The 19,359-nt window shown below is 35.9% G+C and carries 12 protein-coding genes and 1 pseudogene; 4 read left to right on the top strand and 9 right to left on the bottom strand.

Annotated features, from left to right (window positions below):
• Nucleotides 1-60: 60 nt before the first annotated feature.
• The 8 genes from H5J24_RS19735 to H5J24_RS19770 form a co-directional block, all read right to left on the bottom strand.
• Entirely contained in the window at nucleotides 61-354 is a 294-nt protein-coding gene (locus H5J24_RS19735; RefSeq protein ID WP_232815802.1) for a hypothetical protein, read from the bottom strand.
• Nucleotides 355-394: 40 nt separating this feature from the next.
• Entirely contained in the window at nucleotides 395-1,219 is an 825-nt protein-coding gene (locus H5J24_RS19740; RefSeq protein WP_068938973.1) for a hypothetical protein, read from the bottom strand.
• A gap of 116 nt (nucleotides 1,220-1,335) precedes the next feature.
• Nucleotides 1,336-8,433, bottom strand: coding sequence for a T9SS outer membrane translocon Sov/SprA (gene sov, locus H5J24_RS19745; protein ID WP_068938971.1), 7,098 nt, complete (start codon nucleotides 8,431-8,433; stop codon nucleotides 1,336-1,338).
• A 6-nt stretch (nucleotides 8,434-8,439) separates the two neighbouring features.
• Nucleotides 8,440-9,024, bottom strand: coding sequence for a Holliday junction branch migration protein RuvA (gene ruvA / locus H5J24_RS19750; protein ID WP_068938969.1), 585 nt, complete (start codon nucleotides 9,022-9,024; stop codon nucleotides 8,440-8,442).
• An 82-nt stretch (nucleotides 9,025-9,106) separates the two neighbouring features.
• Entirely contained in the window at nucleotides 9,107-9,910 is an 804-nt protein-coding gene (locus H5J24_RS19755; RefSeq protein WP_068938967.1) for a GLPGLI family protein, read from the bottom strand.
• 184 nt (nucleotides 9,911-10,094) lie between these two features.
• Complete coding sequence (locus H5J24_RS19760; protein WP_068938964.1) at nucleotides 10,095-12,380, bottom strand: NADP-dependent malic enzyme; 2,286 nt, start codon at nucleotides 12,378-12,380, stop codon at nucleotides 10,095-10,097.
• A gap of 15 nt (nucleotides 12,381-12,395) precedes the next feature.
• Nucleotides 12,396-13,247, bottom strand: a complete 852-nt coding sequence (locus H5J24_RS19765) for a BadF/BadG/BcrA/BcrD ATPase family protein (protein ID WP_068938962.1) — start codon at nucleotides 13,245-13,247, stop codon at nucleotides 12,396-12,398.
• Nucleotides 13,248-13,331: 84 nt separating this feature from the next.
• Nucleotides 13,332-13,595: a hypothetical protein gene (locus H5J24_RS19770; protein ID WP_047098616.1), complete on the bottom strand. Its 264-nt coding sequence runs from the start codon at nucleotides 13,593-13,595 to the stop codon at nucleotides 13,332-13,334.
• A 364-nt stretch (nucleotides 13,596-13,959) separates the two neighbouring features.
• Between H5J24_RS19770 and H5J24_RS19775 the strand changes: the two genes are divergently transcribed.
• The 4 genes and pseudogenes from H5J24_RS19775 (at nucleotide 13,960) to H5J24_RS19790 (ending at nucleotide 18,012) form a co-directional block, all read left to right on the top strand.
• A complete protein-coding gene (locus H5J24_RS19775; protein ID WP_068938960.1) occupies nucleotides 13,960-14,418 on the top strand; it encodes a GtrA family protein in 459 nt (152 codons plus the stop codon).
• Between the two features lie 3 nt (nucleotides 14,419-14,421).
• A complete protein-coding gene (locus H5J24_RS19780) occupies nucleotides 14,422-15,150 on the top strand; it encodes a lysophospholipid acyltransferase family protein (RefSeq protein ID WP_082810950.1) in 729 nt (242 codons plus the stop codon).
• A 40-nt stretch (nucleotides 15,151-15,190) separates the two neighbouring features.
• Nucleotides 15,191-16,961 (top strand): annotated as a pseudogene (locus tag H5J24_RS19785) (MFS transporter).
• Nucleotides 16,951-18,012 carry a DUF3810 domain-containing protein gene (locus tag H5J24_RS19790; protein ID WP_068938956.1) on the top strand — a complete coding sequence of 354 codons (1,062 nt, stop codon included), beginning with the start codon at nucleotides 16,951-16,953 and terminating at the stop codon, nucleotides 18,010-18,012. The pseudogene H5J24_RS19785 and the gene H5J24_RS19790 overlap by 11 nt, the downstream one beginning before the upstream one ends.
• 503 nt (nucleotides 18,013-18,515) lie before the next feature.
• Here the strand turns inward: H5J24_RS19790 and H5J24_RS19795 are convergent.
• Nucleotides 18,516-19,355 carry a thiopeptide-type bacteriocin biosynthesis protein gene (locus H5J24_RS19795; protein WP_228407545.1) on the bottom strand — a complete coding sequence of 280 codons (840 nt, stop codon included), beginning with the start codon at nucleotides 19,353-19,355 and terminating at the stop codon, nucleotides 18,516-18,518.
• Nucleotides 19,356-19,359 lie beyond the last annotated feature (4 nt).

Below are 19,359 nucleotides of genomic sequence, written 5' to 3' on the forward strand. Positions count from 1 at the left end.
TACAGATAATCCACCATTGTGTTCCCGTAGATTTGAACTGATCAAACTGAGCCTGACTCGTTAAAAAGAACTATACCGTGTAAAATCTGACCCATCAAAAGGTTGATCAAAAGAGTTCCCTTTAACCACTACTTGAGGATGCCAAGCATAATTGATTTGGTTAGTAGCATTATATTCCAAAGAATTTACTCCATCCCATGGAATCACCAGAACCCCAAACTCCAAGCCTGGGTTTTTTGCAGCAATTATTGCATATCCAGTTGCTCTGGCATTCATCATTTGTTTTTCTGTAAGTGTCTGTCCAAACATCAGCGTAGCAGCCAATATTGTGGATAGTAGTAAAATTTTTTTCATGTTTAAGCTGATAATATTTAAAGTTGTATAAATATTATTTTTAATGGTTATTATTTGTTTGTTTTAAAGCTTTAATTTCTTCTGCTTGCTTTTTCAGCTGCTTATTTAGTTCAATCGTATACAATGTCAGTTCTTCTATTTTCTGTAGTAATTTAATCTGAAATTCACCTACATTCACTCCTTCTTTTTCCATTTCTTTTGCAGAAGCAATTTCTGGAAGATGTTTCTTTTCTTTGATATGCTTTTCAATTGTTTCCAACTTTGGTAGATCATAATTTTCATCAAACACGAAATCGGCCGTTGGTGTTAATGTCACTTTAACTTCCTTTGCTTCAAGCTTACCCTGGATAGCTACATTACCATTTTCTTTCCAACTCAAAACATTGAATTCGTTATTGTCTTTCTTAATCCCTAGACCTCCCCCTGTCCAGCCGTAAAGAAAAGGACCATCTAATAAAGAATTATCGCTGTTATTCCTTTTATATTTCAGACCATGCGCTGAAACATTTCCAACTAACTGGATAGGGGATCCCCCAGCAATATTGATTCCTCCTGCAACATCAAATTTAGCTTGAGGATTCATTGTACCTATACCCACATTTCCATTTTCGCTTACAGTTAACATCGCATTTTCATGATTACCTCTTGAAACTAACCAATATTGAGTTCCTAAATTTCCAAAAAACCAATTGTTAGTACCATCCAGCATTCGAGATTGTATTCCTTGAGTAAATCCTCCTGTATTTGTATTTCTCTCTAAAATAAGAGTAGGGGAATAATTTTTAATGATCACATCATTATTAAATTCTTGTTGTGCTGATAGAAGCGATGACATCATTACAAAAACGAATAATTGTTTTTTCATATTCTATTCAAAATTTTTTCGCGAAGATACTACTTAATTCTACACGCTGTGGGTTAATATATAAAATTAAAGCCCCTTTCTTTTCAGAATGGGGCTTTACTAATTTCATACTATCTCTAGAATCCACCACCGGATTCTCCAAATGTAAATGTAGCAGAAATACCTGCTCTGATCGTAGACAGCGGGAAGGCTGTTGAGATCTTATACTTTGAGGTCATTTGTTCGTAGAAGACTCTCAGGTTTAGGTTTTCGGAGACATTATAGTCAGCTGAAAGCTTGATATTAAGAAGTCTCTGTCCTCCTGTAATCTGTGAATCGTTCAACAGGATATTCATAATAGACGTTTTACTATCTCTTAGAGAAATATCACCTCTGATATTAAGATCACTTCCTTTTCCTTTGGTTCCCCTTCCTCTGATGTTGGCAGTACCTAATCTGAAGTTGCGGACAATGTATCCTAATCTTACAACATATTCCGTATTGGAATCCTCGGTAAGGGTATGGTTTACCAATCCTAATACCATCATTCGGTTTTTGTTATACTGTAATCCGAACTGCATATTGTTTCTCATCGTAACATCAATTCCAAGAAGTGGTGAGAAGGATTCTACATAACCAACCTGAGCGAATGTATAAGGGTTAATCTTATCTCCATCATTCAGTTTAATATTCCCTGCATCATCTACCGTCTGATAATTTCCTCCCGGATTGCCATGGTAATCAATATTACTCTGAATTCCAGTTGCTGTGTATGTTGATGTATATCCGTGTAAAATGTCAAACTTCGTGAATTGTCCGCTAATGATCGGAATGTTTTTCAATCCTGAATAGGTAATTCTCCAGTTTGGCAATGGCATTCCTGCTTTTTTAGGATTTCCTATTGGTGAAACAGACTTCCCTTCAAGAGCTGCTCTGAATGCAGGGATCAATACATAAGCATTAGCAATACTATAATGTTTTGCAAATCCATCATTTCCTATTTCAGCATTAGGTCCTCCTAACTGTTGTGATAGTTTCATGGCATTATCTCTGATTGCCTGATATACAGCGGCACCATCTTTAAATGAAGAATTGAGAAGCACTGTTGAATTCGAATAGGTAATCATATCTGTTGCAAATGTAAAGCCTGGATCAGGAACTCCATCTCCATCCACATAATTAAAACCAGAATGTGAGAAATTACTATTGAAGTTATGCAACACGTTCAGATCAATTCTGAAATCATTCATAGGCATCACCTGTAAGTTTGCCCTTAATTCTCTTGTGGACATCCGTATATAAGGGTCGGTCATGAATCTGGAGTCACTTACCCAGCCATTTTCCATAACGGTTCTTCTGATATCAGCCTGAGAACCTAGCAGGAATCCAATAGTAGGACCTCCCAATGTCTGACCATAACCATACCAGTTTGGAGCTGATAATAATCCAGGAAGCACCGTACCATTATTCTCTGTATAACTTACATCCAACTGCTTGAATGAAGTCAGGAAGAATGCAGCACTTTGAAGTACCGTAAGCTTATTCTTGAATTTATACTTCTTATATCTGTATCTGTTCTTTTCCCATTGTTTTGTATACACATTGTTCAGGGAATCCATTTCCTGCTTACGCTTCTGAAGTTTGGCATTAATATTTTTAAAATAATTAAACTGTCCGAAGAATTTAGGAATATCAGCTGTTGCAGTGGCCTGGATAACATTGGTATTCTGTCCTATAGAACCTAAGCTTCCTTCAGGGCTTGAAAGTAAGGCTGTAGATCTTGCATTCCAGTTATACGTAAATCCATATCCTACTTCCGCATCGATAAAGTCGAGATAAGGCAAATACTGGAATGGCAGTTTATAGTTCAACTGTGCTCTGTGGTTATACAATACTGGTCTACCCGCTCTGAATACATTTCCGAAAATCGCTTTATTATCCATCGTATTTACATCGAGGTTATCGTTAAGCGTTCTTGTTGCAGAGTTGATTTCAAGCTTTAATGATTTTGTAAAGTTGAATCCTAAACCATATTGCCATCCGAAGTAGAAGTTTCTATTTCTGATCGCATTCATATCTCCAGCGGTATTCCCACCTAAAATAGCTTCAATGTTTCTAAATTCAAGTTCGTTGTAGTTCCTGTCAATCTCTGTTCTGAAAGATAGTCTTGTTGGAATAGGATTGATATTGAATTCTTTTACCCATCTCAGATATTTAGTAGACTTGGCAGTATCACTAATCATTTTATTGAATGGTTTAATCACCCATGGTTTGAAGGTATAATTGTAATCAATATATCCTCTCAGATACTGTCTGTAATTTTTCTTTGTATAAATATCTCTGAAATAATCGTCATTATATACCGCCGTTACGGATACGTTTTCAATATCATAAAACTTAGGCTTGCTATTCTGATTCACTCTTTCTTTACGCATATTAACAACTCCAATACTTCTTTGTTGAGTATAGGTTCTTGCTACTTTCTTTAGCTGTTCTCTGTTAGGAGCTTTGCTAAACTCAACATCGGTATCCAAAGGATTGTACTTCGGATCTTCAATTGTTTGTGAGTAAGAATAATTCAATGGAATCTTTACTCCTGTTTTTTCCGGTAAAAGTTTATCTACATTGATCGCAGTATTGATACTGAATGCCGATTGAGTAGACTGATTTCTTTCTGCCGGTTTAGAATCGATATTTCCAAATCCTACTGAAGTATATGAAGCGTTGGTATTAACGGTTGCAAAATCACCTAAGTTGAAGTTTAAGCTCGCGTTTCCTGCGTATCCACCATCATTTTCAATTTCGGAAAGACGAATCTCGTTGATCCATAAAATCCTGTCTATAGATACTCCTGTTTCATCTCTAGGTATTCCATTCTTAATACCAATCATAATGGTTGTTACATTACCTAAGCTTGGACGTCCTTTGATATAGATTCTTTTTAAATACTCTCCTTCTTCAAATGCGGGATCACGGAATCTTTGCGTAATTTTATCAGCATACATTTTATCTCTTCTGATCTTCGCATCAACAAAGTTCTGAATATCAAGATTCACTTCGTTTTCCATAGGCCAGATTTCCATGGGAGCTGTTGCAGACGTTGAAGTAAGCTTCAAAGATGCTTCATATTCATAATAGTTATCCGTAGCATCGTTTCCGAAACGAATAAAGAATTTAGTTGGTTTATCCATACCAATAATTCTTCCTAGTGGATCATGAGCATGCACAAAAAGCTTTAGCTTTTTATATCTTCTCATATCTAAACTAGTATTTTTGAATACCCCTTGTGCTTTACCTGGTTTCAGTTCTTTAGCATTCATATATAAAGAGGCCTCATTCTGTCTTTGTGCTCCAGCATTTCCGCTTAATACCTGTCTGTCAATTCCAGGAGGCAATACATAAGGAGGCTGGTTAAGAGCATTCTCTTCTATATTTACACTACCAACTTCAAGTTTTGTAATGTCAGTATCTACTGTTGATCCTTCACTTAGATCCGGGTCTATTGCAACATTTGAATACGGAGCAAGATTCTTAGGATATTTTCTCCAATCTGATCTTACCAAATCCATTGTTCCAAATCGAAGAGTAGATGTATTTTCAAAACCTGTAAGCATTAATCTTGCAAATCTTACATTATTAAGTACCGTTTCACTATGAGCTCCTTGAGTTTTATCAAAACTAGCAACCGGGATTCTGAACAAATACCATTTCACATCAGAAGACTGTCCGTTCTGGAAAACTCCTTTTACGGTTTTAATATCAACAATATTATTACTTCCTAGTGAAAGACTGGCCTGATCTAACTTTATTGGATATTCATTATAGCTTTCAATCTGATCCAGGTTATAATCTCTGTTAATATCTTCAGCATCCGGAGTCTGGGAAGCTACGTTCAATGAATTGGCTTCTGAGTTTCCATCCGGATTTCTGAAATATTTGTAACGCTCAACCAATGAAGCAGCCTGACTTCCCGTAAATCTATCTGATAGATAGAATACAAAGTCATCCACTGCAGGGTCAACAATATTTGTTACAGGGTTTACAAAGGTATTCCCAAATCTCATTGCTTCCTGATCTGAACTTAATCCGTCATATCCCACATCCTGCGCTTTTCGTCCTTCTCCTTCCGTGGAGAATGCATATAGAATTGGAGGTTGCTTTGGCTGTACTCCCCAATTGGAAGTTGTTGTATTAGATGCTACTCCTGGTGCAGGAAGCCCATTTTCGTACAACATTTTTCCATCTTTAAGAATGTCTTCAGATACGTTACCTAAGTGTAATAATAGTTTTGGGTTATCTCCAAGCTTATTACCATCAGCATAAGGGTCCATCATCCAGAATTCAACATATTCAATGTTTGAGCTTACGAAGTTAGGAACACTGATTGGTCTCATAATTCCTCCCCATCTGCTCACTGCCGGTTCTGTTCCTGAATTGGTGTTATAAGGTCCTCTTTCTTTAGGGTAAAAAGAGATATCTAAAGTATTGGTATAGGTTTGATCTCCTGCTACAAAATCTCTGTTGTTATAAATTTCAGAGAGCAACACTCTTCTGGATGCATGATTAGATACCGACTGTGGTGTAATACCTCCAGGAGCTTTACCTCCAACACCCCAGAATCTCGGGTCAATATTATACCATGACAATAATCCTCTTCCATATCCACTTGTGATATCATCACTTGCTGGCGGGATATTGAAAGGAGGTTCAGTATTTTTTTCTGGTCTTGATGCTAAGCTCCAAGCTGCAGGTTCTTTTAAAGAAATTTTAGAAGTTGTCTGTTCAAAGTCATCAATGTAAGACTGACTGTTGGTTGCCTTATTCAATCCAGGAAGAAGGTATGCTGCCTCCATCTTAAAGTTGATATTGGAAGGTGCTTCAGTCTTTATCAATGGAAGCTTATCTGTAAACCTTGTCAGGTAAGGAGCCTGATTATTATACATCATATTAATCCCCGCCATTGTATTGTTAACAGCTTCCTGCCCAAAGTTTACTTTTTGGGTAAGTGGAGATTCTGAGTAATTAATAACCGTTCCTCCTAAAATAAAGTGCTCATTGAATCTTCTTTCTAAATTCAATCCTAAGAATCTTTTTCTTTGAGTATTGAATGTAAGTTGGTTTTCTAATGAAATGTTGATTGCCTGTCCAGATTGTTTTACATTCTCATTGATGATCGTAACCGTACCTAGCATATAGTCTACGGTATAGTCTACCCCTTCAGAAAGCTGTACACCATTCGCCGAAACTTTTACAGATCCCTGAGGTACATTTACCGCTCCAAGGGAAATACCTTGTCCCTGAACACCTTTGTAACGGCCTTCCATGGTATAACGCTGAGGAACCGGAGTTTGCCCAGCGGTAGGTTTTATTTGGTCATACAGGTCATGGAAAACATATTGAGGATCATTAGTACCTAATACCTGCTGCATATAGTCACCGAAAGGCTGCACTTTGGTAAAGATAATCCTACCGGTTTCCGGTCTGATGGTAACTCCAGGCACAAAATCGAAAATACCATCTCCCCTAGTTCCATCTTTATTATTCTGGATATCACCATTCATATTCAGACGATCCCAGTTTAGTAATTTCAATAAGTTCAGATCTTTAACAGAGGTATCTGGAAGGTAGTTTACTTTACCTCCTGTTTTCTGGTCTCTGTAGTATACGTTAAGGATAAACCCATCCGGAGAGACCTGCCCTGCATCTAAAGAATAAACGTTCTTCATCATCAGTTTCCACATCGGAGAGGATACATCTACGCTGTTGTTTACTTTTAATACTTTAGTAATCAACACCGGGCTTTCTTCTGAAAACTCCCCTACTTTATATACTTTACTGCTTCCACTTACCGTATATGAATAGGATACTGCAAGAAGCTGCTGATCATTAAGCTTTTGGTTTAATGAAATATATCCTAATTGTGGCTGGAATGTAAATTCATTAGCATTCAGTTTTCTTGCTTTGCTATTAAAGATAAAGTGCTCACCGTTTACATAAGGCTGTGAGCTTCCAAATACCTGTCCCTGGTAAACTCCATTATAATCTTTACCAGCTTCTCTTGTTCCAGCTTTTGCCGAAATATCATTATATAAATTATTCACTGAGTTATCCGGCATTGCTCCTCCTATTCCATCTTCTCCAAGGTCTCTGATCCCGATAATCCCTTTCTGATAAGCTAAGTTACTGTTTCCCTGATCCAATACCCAGACCTCTAATCTGGTGATATTAATCGTTGAATTGATCTGTGGATAGTTAGTTAAAGCATTATCATATTTATTTAAAAAGTAATGCCCTAAAAAGTAGTGCTGGTTCTCTTCATAGTCAGTGGCATTGACTTTAAAGTTATTCATTACTCCACCTCCTTGTACTACAATATTTCTGGCTTCACCCTGCTGTTGGGAAAGAACAACCGTTCCAAAGGTTTTTCCTAACTGGAATTCTGTTTTCACCCCGAACAATGATTGTGAACCACGGATCAAACTTGTGGAAAGCGGCATATTGACGTTACCGAATTCAACTCTTTTAATGATTTTATCTTCACCGCCTTCATTAGGTTTATCCACATTTCCAAGCCCTTTCTGCTGAAGATCTTTCCAGCTTCCTTTTGCCTGCCACACGAGGTTCATCCTGTTTTCAAAGGCAAAGCCACTTTGGGTATCATAATTGGCTTTCAACTGAAGATTTTCCCCTACTTTCCCTAATAATCCAAGCTGAATTCTCTGGTCTATATCAAAAGTAAAGCTGGTCCTGTTCTGTGGAAGGATCAGCGGGTTATCTATTTTCTGGTAAAGTCCTGCAAAATCAATGGATGCATATCCGGAAGGGATGATCTCAATTTTATTTCCCCCAAACAGGGTTTCAAATAATTTGTTGTTGATCATTACTGAAGGAATAAGTCCCTTCTTTCTGGCATCACTTTTGTCTCTTCTAAAGAGGAGATTATATTTTTCCGATTTCTCCTTATAGTACGCCCTGGTCTGTATGGCGAGTACATATTCTTTATACTCTTCAGGAGACATAGCAGTGGGAGGACCGGTAATGGTATTTCCAATTTTGGGATATACATAGTACATCCCAGTCTTTATATCGAAATAGGCCTCATACCTCGTGGGGTCTGCTATCTCGTATTGTTTTCGTATAATCGTTGTGTCTTTAGTCTGCTGTGCGAGAGCACTTACAGATATAAATAGGAACGATAGGAACAAAAATATTTTAAAATGCTTATTATTCGCCACCAAATGTTAAATGTTTTTTAAAATTTGTTTTACCAGTTCTTCAACCGAGAGGTCAGGATTTTGTTTTAAGATTCTATCCGCCATCTTCTCACTTGTTCGCTTAGGAATTCCTAAAACTTCTAATGCAGATAACGCTTCTTCCTTGATTTTATTATTCACCATCGACGAAATATTCTCCGCTGGACCACTGAATTTCTGTACTTTATCTTTAAGATCTACTATAATCCTTTCTGCTGTTTTAGCTCCGATCCCTTTGGCTTTCTGAATCAGGGCACTGTTCCCTGAAAGTATTCCGGAAGCAATCTCATCAAGGCTTAATGTAGATAACAGAATAAGTGCAGAAACAGCTCCTACTCCATTAACGCTTATTAACAAATTGAACATTTCTTTTTCCGAACGAGTGTTAAAGCCGAACAAAAGATGCGCATCTTCACGGATGATCTGCTGAATAAATAAAACAGTTTGTTGATTTAAAGTAAGTGTTTGTGAGGTCATTAAGCTGATCCCCACATAGTATCCAACGCCTTGTACATTGATTACTGTATAGGTAGGTGTAAGTTCTTGAACAGTACCTTGTAAAGAAAATATCATTATTAATTTTTGAAACTCCCCAAATATAAAAATTTAAGCTTCAAATACCGCAATAAAGGTAAAAATAAATTGTTTTTAACGGTTATGGATATTTAATCGCTTCTGATAATTCTATCGGATTATTGTTTTTTTTCAGGGAAGTTTGTACATTTTTTGTCATTTCCCTAAAATTGGGTTCTATCTCATTTCCCTTTTCATCCTTAAATTTTGCTTTTACATTTCCAGAGGTCATCTCACGAAACGGATCATTATAATAGTCCAGCATTACCTTTTTAAGATTATTCTTTGAAACGTTTATTAGCTTAAAGCCCAAACTCTCAAAGCTCATTTTATGAAAGCCTTTTTTCAACCCTGAAAAGGAGAATTTATAGGAATGACGTTTATCTTCCATCTCCACAATCAGGCCTGGTAATCCTTTGAAAATATAGGGACCTTCCTGCAAGGGAATATCCTGTGTAAACCAGGCTTCCCAAATTCTTCCTTTATAGCTTAATGTTGCTTTCTGGCAGTTATAACCATATTTTTTAGCGACCTCTTTCTCTATTTTCCAATCCAACGGTATAGGTTCTGTCAGTTTATATACATCGGCTGACATATAGTAATACTTTGAGATTTTATTCTGCTTATCTCTTACTGCATCGAATGCATAGTCTCCCACTGCAAAACCATAAAAGCCAATACTTCTCAGAGAATCTACCTGATATTGTTTCTCCGTGCAAAATCTGGATTCTCCATCCTGAACGAGGAGCACCATTTTTTTGGATATCGTTTCAGAACTTAATGAGTCTTGTTTATAAATAAGATTATAGTCTATTCTCATATTCTGGGAATAGAGATTTTGAACGAATGAGAAAAGTAGAATTGCGATAACCGTTTTCAATTGCATATATCAGATTATTAGTTTTGTTTTTTATCTCACCAATTTTAAGTAAGAGTATATCACCATATATTGACCTCAAAGGTAATAAAAACATTATTATTAGTAGTATCGCTACTATAAGAATGAACGGGTATACAAATACAAAAAGCATCTTTTACAAGATGCTTTTTGTATTTGTATAGTAAATAAATTACTTTTTCTCTCTTCTTTGCGCGTCAAGAACAGCAATAGTAGCAAGGTTTACGATCTCATCTACGCTTGAACGCATCTGAAGAACGTGTACCGGCTGCTTTAATCCCATCAGGATTGGTCCAATTACCTGTGCTACTTTCATTCCTCTTAGAATTTTATAAGAAAGATTTGCACTTTCAAGATTCGGGAAGATGAATGTGTTTGCTGGAGTTGTTCCTAATTTTGAGAAAGGATAATCGCTTAAATGATCTGCGTTCATTGCAAAATCCGGCTGAATTTCACCATCAACAATCATCTTAGGATATTTCTCATGAAGAATACTTACTGCTTTTGCTACTTTTTTGGAAGTATCTGAAATAGCTGCAAAGTTTTCAAATCCAAGCATTGCAATTCTAGGCTCAATAGCAAATGATTTTACTGTAAATTCAGCCATTTTAGCAATATTCACAAGATCTTCAGAGGTAGGGTTCTGGTTGATAGACGTATCTGCGAAGAAAATAGGTTTCTTTTCAGACAGAATCATCATCATAGCCGCTACTTTATCTACGCCTTTATCTTTTTCAATTACTTCTAAAATAGGGCGCAATACAGAAGTATAGTTTTTAGAGAATCCTACGATAAGACCATCTGTATCTCCATGCTTCAGCATTAAAGGACCGAAGTAATCTCTCTGACGAACATATCTCTTAGCTTTGTACTCGTTCATCCCTTTTCTCTGACGAAGCTTCCAAAGGGTTTCTCTATATTTCTTTCTGTTTTCTTTCTGATCATCATCACTTGGATCAATGATTGGAATATCCAGGTTGATCCCGTAACGTTCCATTTGTTCCTTGATGTATTTTTTATCTCCTAAAAGACTTGGGTAAGCAATACCTTCTTCGTAAAGAATCTGAGCAGCCTTTAATACATTATATTCTTCAGCATTTCCAAGGGTAATTCTCTTCGGATTGGATTTTGCACGGCTCTGCATCATTCTTACCAATCTTTCATCTCTACCCATCCTGTCTAATAGCTGGTGCTCATACTCTTCAAAATCAGTAATCGATTTTCTTGCTACTCCACTTTCCATAGCAGCTTTAGCAACAGCACTTGATACTTTTGTAATCAATCGGTTGTCAAATGGCTTTGGAATAAAATACTCTCTTCCGAACTGCAGGTTCTGAACATTATAAGCCAGAATTACCGCTTCAGGCACAGCTTCTTTTGCCAAATCAGCAATAGCATGCACTGCTGCAAGCTTCATTTCTTCGTTAATACCTGTAGCCTGAACGTCTAATGCACCACGGAAAATATAAGGGAATCCTAATACGTTGTTTACCTGGTTAGGAAAATCGCTTCTTCCTGTTGCCATGATCACATCTTTACGGGTTGAAAGAGCTAGATCGTAAGCAATTTCCGGATCTGGGTTAGCCAAAGCAAATACGATAGGATTTTCGTTCATGCTTAACAACATTTCAGGAGTCATCACATTTCCTTTGGATAATCCAACGAAAACATCAGATCCTTTTACAGCATCTTCTAATGTTTCAATATCTGTTTGAGCAATGAAATCTAATTTTTCAGGAGTAAGATTTTCTCTTTTGTGATTGATAACTCCTTTACTGTCACACATCAGGACATTTTCTTTTTTAAGCCCTAATGAAATATAAAGTTTGGTACAAGCAATGGCAGCTGCTCCGGCTCCATTCACTACCATTTTTACTTTATCAATATCTTTATTAGCAATCTGCAATGAATTGATTAATGCAGCTGCAGAAATAATTGCTGTTCCATGCTGGTCATCGTGCATCAAAGGAATATTCAATTCCTCTTTCAGTCTTTGTTCTATATAAAAAGCTTCAGGAGCTTTGATATCTTCCAGATTGATTCCTCCGAATGTAGGCGCAATTCCTTTTACGATTTCAATGAATTTATCCGGATCTTTTTCATCAATTTCAATATCAAAAACGTTGATATCAGCAAAAATTTTGAACAAAAGTCCTTTCCCTTCCATTACCGGTTTTGATGCTTCGGCACCAATATCACCTAATCCAAGTACAGCTGTACCATTCGAAATTACCGCTACAAGGTTTCCTTTTCCCGTATAATCATATACTGTTTCCGGCTTGTCGTGTATTTCCATACAAGGAACCGCTACTCCGGGAGAATAAGCCAATGATAAATCTCTTTGGGAAGAGTGTGGCTTGGATGGTATAACTTCGATTTTCCCTTTGGGTTCTGCTTTATGATAATCTAACGCGGCCTGACTAAAATTCTTTTCGTCGCGATTGTTGTTACTTGACATACGTTTTATTTTTTGTTAGAGTATATATTTAATGTGGTAATCTACTAAGCTTTCAATTGGTTTCTGTACTACATGTCCCACATTTAAATTAAGTTCTTCGGCTACAGAGCGTAAAATATTTTCATAATAATAAGCAATGGAGCCAATAAAGTTGATTTCAGCATCATTGGCCTCCTGATAAGGTATTACCTGATATTCGAAGAAGCTTTTCATTTCTTCGAAAACCATGTTTACAAAGTAAGGGTGATCCTTTCTTTCGACAACAAATTTATTGAAATCAGCCAAATAAGCATTTGGTCTTGGAGCGTGATACATATGTTTCAATGCATCTTCTATGGTAAGTTTATAATCTGTCTCAAATTCGGCGTGAAGATCTGCAGGTAATTTTTTCATGAAATATCTGCGTACCAATTGTTTTCCGATTGCACTTCCGCTTCCCTCGTCTCCCATTAGGAACCCAAGAGATGGCAGTTCAATCTTCACATCTTTACCATCAAAATAACATGAATTTGATCCTGTGCCTAAGATGCACACAATCGCAGGTTTTCCTTTATAGGCAGCATAAGCAGCGGCCATCAGGTCTTCTTTTACAATGACTTCAGCTTTGTCAAACACTTTTCTAAGTTCAGTCTCTATAGTTTGGCGGTTTTTTTCCACTCCACATCCTGAGCCATAAAAAAAGACTTTGGTGATTGAATTTTTTACCGATATCAGGTTGCTGTTCTTCTGTATTTCAGGTGCGATAAGTTCTCTGTTGATAAAATTCGGATTGAAACCGATGGTTTCGGTTTTCAGAAAAACCTTTTTGAAGTCATCGAGTATTACCCAATCCGATTTAGTAGAACCACTATCTACAATAGCAACCATATTTTAGATTTTAATTTAAGGATGCTAAATTATGAATTTATCTTCAATTAGCATTTAAAACAATCTGGAAGCTGTCTAAAATCATTAATGTTTAATCTTAGTCTTTTTTTCATTGAATTGTAGAAGCCAGTCTTCAATTTCATCTTCCAGATAAGATGCCTGCAGCACCATAGCATTGATAAAATCATCAGGAACAGGTTCATCATTCGAGTTTTCAAGATTCCAAAGCTCATTAGACATATTTTCATATTCAGAATACACTCGTTTGAAGCGGGAGTTTTCTTTTTCCAGTGCTTCAATATTTTTCTGTTGAAGCTGGAATTTTCTGTATTTGTTTTGACTTTTCATACAAATATTATTAACAATTGGTCATAAAAATTTAGAGTAGTATGCTTTCAGCTGGGCATTACAAGATAGGAAAAACCATTATCACAAGGATTTGAAAATGAATTTATTATCAGGTTAAGGTAACTTCATTCCGCTTATTAAAATTAGAAATAATTTTTATTTAAAAAAATATTTTAACAACTTTTTTCAGTGTTTAACATATAGTTATAAATTTGCATATTCATATTGTTAAGTATCCTGATTTAAAATAAATGAAAACCATTATGAATACATAGGATCACAGGGGCCATTGATCGTTTTACTTATAAAACATTCTAGTACCCAATACAATATAAGATATATTTTCAGTTTTTATATTAATTAAATGAAAGAAATACTCATACGCCAGAAGCAGGTTTTGTTCTTCATTATTGCCGGAGGATTAAGCGCCATTGTTGAGATTGGCAGCTTCAAAATATTCAGTACTTACCTGCCTCATTTCTTTGCAAAAGAAATAAACTTTCATGGTGTACATTATCCTTTAAGCAACATTCTCTCTACCAGCTGCGGGATTATCAGCAACTACTTCCTGAGCATATGGTTTGTTTTTGAAAGAGGAAAGCATTCCAAGAAAAAAGAGTTCGCTTATTTTATGGTGGTTTCCTTTATCTCCACTTTATTCAGTCTTGGTTTCTTTCAGATATTCTACAGTTTTATATTTAAGGATAATATCAATTTAATTTTTTATACCTTGAGTCCTGAAATGATCAGTAAGATTGCAGCAATCCTGCTGGTTTCCATTCTTAATTATTCGGTAAAAAAGAAAGTAATTTTTAACGGTTAAACTGTGGCAAAAATTTTAAATTATCTCTGGAGATTCTGGCTTTTGTTATTGGCATTTGTTCTAACAATCACTCTTGGGATCCCCGTTTATATCTTATCTTTTAGTAAAAAGCATTATAAATACGCTTATAAATTTGTGCGTTTATGGTGTTTCGGCATGTTTTACGGTATGGGTTTCCGATATGATCTCATTAAACTCTCTGAGCAAGACAAAGACAGAAACAAAGAATATGTTTTCATCTCGAATCACACTTCGATTATGGATATCATGTTAACCTGTATTCTTTTTCCACACCATCCCATTTGTTTTGTTGGGAAGAAAGAGCTTGTTAAGATTCCTATTTTCGGAACCATTTATCAAAGGATTTGTGTAATGGTAGACAGAGCGAGTGCCAAAAGCCGTGCAGATGTTTATCGCAGATGTGCTGAAAAAATGGAGGAGGGAAACAGTATTGCTATTTTCCCGGAAGGTGGTGTACCGGATGACACTTCCATTATTCTGGATGACTTTAAAGATGGGGCGTTTATGCTATCCTCAAAACATAATTCTCCTATCGCTGTTTATACCTTTATCGGGCTTAAGAAAATGTTTCCTTTTGATAACTCTAAAGGCTACCCTGGAAGAGTAAAAGTTTATTTCAATGGAATCATAGAACCTACTGACTCTCCAAAAGACTTAAAAGCAGAGGCTTATCAAGTAATTAAAAAAACCTTGATAGAGCATTCTATTTAAAAGAATTAGTTATATTTGTTTGCGAAATTTTCAATAAAATATGTCAAAAACCAACCAGCCGACTAATTACCCGGCACTGTACACACTTGTACTTGTATTTTTTTTTCTGGGGGTTTATTGCTGCCGGCAATAGTATTTTCATCCCTTTTTGTAAAAACTATTTTTCTCTCGACCAATTTCAGTCCCAGTTAATAGATTTTGCTTTTTATACTGCTTATTTCCTGGGAGCATTATTGCTTTTTATATTCAGCACTATAAAAGGAATTGACATTATCGGAAAATGGGGCTATAAAAAGAGTATTGTCTACGGACTACTCCTCTCTGCCCTTGGTGCTGCTATCATGATAATTGCGGTTAAAAGCAATGTATATTATGGTATGCTCATCGGACTTTTTGTGGTAGCATTAGGTTTCTCAATTCAGCAGACTGCTGCGAATCCTTTTGCCGTATTGCTGGGAGATCCTAAAACCGGAGCCAGCAGACAGAACCTTGCGGGTGGAATCAATTCTTTTGGAACCTCTATCGGGCCCATTATTGTTGGTTTGGCACTCTTCGGTACTACGGCAACAGTAGATGACGATCAGATCAAACATTTGGCACTTGATAAGGTGATCTTACTTTATACAGCAGTAGGAGCTCTTTTTCTGATTGCTGCAGGAATCTTTTACTTTTCAAAGAAACTTCCTGACGGGATTTCTACTGAACCTATGGAAAAAGCAGGTAAAGCAAGAAAAACATTGATTGCAATGACAGTTCTTGTTATTCTTTTCTTTATTCCGGTATTCAGCAGCTACAATTCTGATGAAGCTAAAAGTATTGAAACTTTAGGCAATGAAATTACCGTATTAGATAAAACTCTTGAAAAAGAAACTGATGCTGTGAAAATCACAGAGATTAAACAGCATATTACAGATAAAAAGGCCGAACTGGAAACCATTAAGCATCCATTAGAAAAGAAAAGAATGATGTACCTAGGAGGAGCATTGCTTGTTGTTATCATTTCTCTTGTATTTGCCAACTCCAGCGCTAAGAAAAATGCTGAGGGCTGGGGTGCTATGAAATACCCACAGCTTGTATTGGGAATGATTGCCATTCTTGCTTATGTAGGAGTGGAAGTTGCCATAGGAAGTAATCTGGGAGAACTTTTAAGCATGCCTGAATTCGGAGGACATCAGTCTTCCGATCTAGCACCTTATATTTCTATGTATTGGGGAAGTTTAATGATTGGAAGATGGACAGGCGCTATCGCTGTTTTTAACCTGAATAAGCAACAACAAACCATTGCTACTATAGTTGTTCCATTTATTGCTTTTTCTGTGATTATCGGAATCAATACGATTGCTCAAAAAGATATGTCTCACCTCTACTTTTACGCAATCTGTGTAGCTATCCAGGTTATATTATTCCTAATCAGTAAAAATAAACCTGCTGTAACATTGATTATTTTCGGATTGTTCGGAACTGCTGCTATGATTACAGGATTATTGACAACAGGAAATGTTGCCATCTATGCATTCCTTTCCGGAGGTCTTGCCTGCAGTATCATGTGGCCATCTATTTTCACACTGGCCATTACCGGTTTAGGAAAATATACTGCTCAAGGATCGGCATTCCTTGTGATGATGATCCTCGGAGGAGGTATTATTCCACCACTTCAGGGTAAGCTTTCTGATATTATTGGAATCCACAGTTCGTATGTAATTCCTGTTCTGTGCTTCGTGTACATTACTTTATTTGCTTATCTGGCTAAAAAATCTTTATTTAGACAAGGAATTAACGTTGATGTTTTAGAATCTGAAGGTGCACACTAAAAATAGACTACACATATATAAGAAGAAAAGGTTTTGGGCAGGTGTATTACTTGCCCAATTTCTTTTGTTTTATGGTTTCTCGAAATCTTCATTGATGATTGCTTTTTTTGATAAGTTCTTCGAATTCCAGAAAAAACTTCATCAAACGGCCTTTAGCTGGCTTTCTTTTTCAGTGGGAGATATCATCTATATCCTATTGGGAGTTCTTCTTTTATATAGCCTTATTAGCTTATTGAAGAAGAATAGCAGAAGCTCTTCCCTATTAAGAATTCTTATCATTGGAAATATCTTTTACTTTATCTACCAGATATTCTGGGGAATGCTGTATTTCCAGACTCCGATCATTAAAAAGCTTTCTAGTCAGGATACTCCTGAAATCAACAAAGCTAAAACACTAGCGTTACAGTATCTGGAAAAATGTAAGATCACCCGTGCACGGGTACACGAGGATCAGAATGGCATTTTCATGGTTACTAACCTAAAGGCTGTACAACAGGAGATCATGTTCCAGCAGACTCAGCTGCCACACTATATCTCGGATAAAAAGGCGACTCAGATTCTTGCTATTAAACCCAGTTTATTTAGAAAAGTAATGAATTTTACCGGCATATTGGGATATTACAATCCATTTACCGCAGAAGCGCAGTATAACGCTGAATTACCACACACTTTCATACCCTTTACAACAGCCCATGAAAGCTCTCACCAGCTTGGCTTTGCCAGAGAACAGGAAGCTAATTTTATAGGATATCTGATGGGGATTCATTCCAACAATCAGGACTTAAAATACAGCACTGAATATTTTACTTTAAAAAGCCTTTTACGGTTTATTGTTGAAGAAGATCCTGAGTTTGTAAAATCAGTGATCCAAAACTACTCTCCAGGAATGAAAAGAGACCGCGCTTATGAAAAAAGTTTCATATTCAAGCATCAAGGCTGGCTTGATGACTTCTTTGGATTCACTAACAACCTGTTCCTGAAGAGTAATCAACAGGAAGGTTCAGTGACCTATTCTTACTTTATAGACCTCCTTCTCAACTATGAAAAATAGACATAAAAAGAATCGTATCAGGCGATACGATTCTAAAAACACAAATGATGAAAAAAATTTATTACCTTGACTTGTTCCCTCATTCAAGGCGATGTAAAAGTACGACATATTTTATAAATACAAAAACATTTCTATCCTTTTTTAAAACTTTAAGAAAACTTTATGATTTTTTAAGTTTTTTTGAGTTCGATACTGATTAATACCAATTACAGTCAAGCCTCGAATGCGCTATTAAAATAATAAACAAATTATAGTTAATTTAAGAAAATCATACAAATTAAAACATTTGTTTAAATTTTAAATATTCCATTTATTCCGTATTTTTACTGAGCTAAAAATTAGAGTTATTCTCGTCATATTTAAAATATCTCTACCACTTTATCTTTACAATTTGATCAATTTTTCAAAGCATTTTTTATAGGGATTATTATACCTATTTAGTTAGACATAATGATTCAGATATCTCATCCCCTCCATATTATATGCAATAAATACTAACTATATCATCCCGTTCTGCTGCTTTTAAAAACAAGAGTTTTATAGTACCTGAACAAATAATCATAGATGATCATTTCAAACACGCGTTGATTTGAAACAAACATTCTATTGATATGCATATGAAATATACTTCGGAAAAAACCTTGTAAAGGAGCTGAATAATATTTTTCAATATCTTTCAGTATTTCTTTAGTGTCACGGATATTTGTAATAATATACTGTCGAAAAGATTCGTACTCAGCAGAATCTATAAACTCAGAATAATTTTGAATAAACATCCTGTATTTTTTATCAAGTGCACTGTTTAGCTTTTTATCTGCGTTGAATTCTTGTTTAAAAGCAATATCAAATTCTTTTATCCAATTTAATTTTTCCTGAATAGACAATCCAAGGCATTCTAATATCTTATCAATATAATAAATAGATACCATAATTTTTTCTTCATCATCAAAGTGAAGATACTCATACAGTAGACTCTCACTGCTCTTCCAAAATAAAAACTCAGCTTTTTCCATCGTAGCTTCTCCATACCGCTCAATTTCCCGCTGATAAACATCTATTATAAACTCTGTTATTTCACCGGAATCCCTGTATTCCTCCAGATAAACATTTACTAATGAAAGAACCTTAGTAAAATGGTTAGGATCCGAAAGTTCAAAACGAAGCCGAAGATGAATCCGTGGATCATTATAGCGGATAAAAAACCATTTTTTTATTAAGTTTTTCTCTCGAAGTTCCTGTAATAAAGGTATTACAGCCTCCTCTAAAATAATATCAGCTGTTTTTACTCCTGTATAAATCTTGATATACAACCACTCGCTGCCCGGAACTAACATTCTTTTCATCAAA

It is taken from the genome of Chryseobacterium capnotolerans, from assembly GCF_021278965.1.
In the GTDB taxonomy this organism is placed as follows: Bacteria; Bacteroidota; Bacteroidia; order Flavobacteriales; family Weeksellaceae; genus Chryseobacterium; species Chryseobacterium capnotolerans.